Annotated in this window: 1 protein-coding gene and 2 pseudogenes; all 3 read right to left on the bottom strand. The window is 59.6% G+C overall.

The window, feature by feature from the left end; genetic code table 11:
- A pseudogene (locus EN935_RS31565) lies at nucleotides 1-338 on the bottom strand (polyribonucleotide nucleotidyltransferase); the annotation flags it as partial.
- A 278-nt stretch (nucleotides 339-616) separates the two neighbouring features.
- Nucleotides 617-885, bottom strand: a pseudogene (rpsO, locus tag EN935_RS31560) (30S ribosomal protein S15).
- 182 nt (nucleotides 886-1,067) lie between these two features.
- On the bottom strand, nucleotides 1,068-2,162 hold the full coding sequence (gene corA / locus EN935_RS31555) for a magnesium/cobalt transporter CorA (protein WP_127264275.1): 1,095 nt from the start codon (nucleotides 2,160-2,162) through the stop codon (nucleotides 1,068-1,070).
- Nucleotides 2,163-2,343: the final 181 nt, after the last annotated feature.

Here is a 2,343-nt window from a genome sequence, read left to right as displayed (position 1 = left end):
ATCTGGGTGTCGTTCTTGTTGCCTGCGGCGAAGAGCGAGCGGATCGGGCGGTCTATGGGGCGGGAAACCAGCGTTTCCTTCTCGCTCGGACGGCCTTCACGCTTGAAATAGCCACCCGGGATCTTGCCGGCGGCGTAGGTCTTTTCCTGGTAGTTGACGGTCAGCGGAAAGAAATCGAGGCCGGGCTTCGGCTCCTTCATCGAAACGACGGTGGCGAGGACCTTGGTCTCGCCGTAGGTGGCGAGCACAGCGCCGTCAGCCTGGCGCGCGATCTTGCCGGTTTCGAGGATGAGCGGACGGCCGCCCCATTCGATTTCCACTTTGTGGTGATTGAACATGTCTTGTCCTTAATATGAGGAAAGGGCCGCGCCGTTTCACGGTGCGCGGATGCCCTTTCCCTGGCTTCCTTTCTCGGGCAGCCACGGGCAAGACAACGGGAAGCTCGGGTAATTTCGGCGCGGCGAGCGCGCGCGAGCGTCCTGCAATCCTGCCCCATGACCGTCCATGGGCGGTTTCGAGTGCCCTCTGCACGATCGAAACCGGGTCTGGCCAGCCGATACGACTGGCAGAATGCGCGACCGGCGGGCTCTCCGAAGAAAGCCCGCCGGTCAATTCGTCAACGGCGCAGACCGAGCTTCTCGATCAACGTCTGGTAGCGCGCGTCGTCCTTGCGCTTGAGATAATCAAGCAGGCTGCGGCGCTGGGAGACGAGGGCGAGCAGACCACGGCGGGAATGGTTATCCTTCTTGTGGTCCTGAAATGGTCGGTCAGGTTCTTGATGCGCTCGGAAAGGATGGCCACCTGGACTTCCGGAGACCCGGTGTCGCCCTTGGCGGTTGCGAATTCACCCATCAATTCCTGTTTGCGCTCGGCAGTAATCGACATCGTGTTTTTCCTTATCTGTTTGAGGAAACGGGTCGCCCTCAGCCGGGATGTCGTCCAGCAGGGGCCGGTGCAAGCAAAGCGTCTTAGCGCTATGCTGCGGCGCATATAGTGCAATTCCCCGGAAAACACCAGCCCAATTCACAAGCCGGCTTTTCAGGCCGAAATGGCCTGATTTATCCTTGTCAGAGCCATTTCTTCCATTTGAAGAAGGCGATCAACCCGAACGCGACAAGCGCCATGAACAGCAGCGACAAGGGATAGCCGTAATAGGCCTTCAGTTCCGGCATGTTCCAGGGCGAAGACTCCGGATCGAAATTCATGCCCCAGATACCGACCAGGAAGGTGAGCGGCATGAAGATGACCGAGACAATGGTGAGATAGCTGATGACGTCGTTGGTGCGCGCCTGGCTCAGCGACAGATGCATCTCGATCAGGCCGGTCAGCATGTCGCGCTGGGTTTCGACCAGTTCGATCAGCCTGAGCGAATGGTCGAGCGTGTCGTTGAGAAAGATCTTGGTTTCCGCCTTCACATAGGGCACGTCGTTGCGGATCAGCGTCGCCAGCGCATCGCGCATCGGCCACAGCACGCCTTTCAGCACATTGGCATCGCGCCGCAATTCATGCAGCTGCCGCATCTGATGCTTGTGCGTCGAATGCAGCATCTCGTCCTCGATGCTGTCGACCAGCTCGCCAGCCGCCTCGATCGGCGGAAAATAACTGTCGACGACGGCATCGATCAGCGCATAGGCGAGATAGTCGGCGCCCCGCGCACGCAACCGGTTGGGCGCCGAGCTTTCGATGCGCTTGCGTACGGGATCGAACGGATCGCCTTCACGTTCCTGAAAGGTGACGACGAAGTTTTTGCCGAAGAAGACGGCAATCTGCTCATAGCGGTGCGACGTGACATCGTCGATCATCCTGACGACGACGAAGGCATGGTCCTCGAAGAAATCGACCTTCGGCCGCTGGCCGGTGTTGACGACGTCCTCCAGCGCCAGCGGATGCAGGCTGAAAATGCGGCCGATCTCCTCGATCAGCGGAATGTTGGCGAGGCCGGTGCAGTCGAGCCAGAGGACCGGCCATTTGTCGCAATGAGTGTTGAGGTCGTCGATGCTGGCGTTTTCGATGGTCTTGAATTTCTGCGGCGAGATCAGGGTCAGCCTGAGTTCGCTGCGCCGCGCCGAGGGGTCGGCGATCAGCGTGCCGGGCGACGCACCGACCGGCGGCCGCCTTGTTTTCACCGGCGCCCGCTTCTTGATCGCCTCAGCCTTTGCCATGTGCCCCTCGCGCGAGTCCCGGCTCGACATTAGAGCAGTTCACCGTTTCACGGAAACGGCGAACCACTCTAACTCTTTGTTTTGACGCAATTCCGAACGGAAAACCGTTCACACTTTTCCTGGAATTGCTCTAGACGACAGGGGTCAGCCGGCAAAGACCCGTTTGGGCTTGAACATGCCT

It is taken from the genome of Mesorhizobium sp. M7D.F.Ca.US.004.03.1.1 (genome assembly GCF_003998635.1).
Lineage (GTDB): Bacteria > Pseudomonadota > Alphaproteobacteria > Rhizobiales > Rhizobiaceae > Mesorhizobium > Mesorhizobium loti.
Note: the sequence above shows the minus strand (reverse complement) of the source record. Positions and strands in the feature narration are given on the sequence as shown.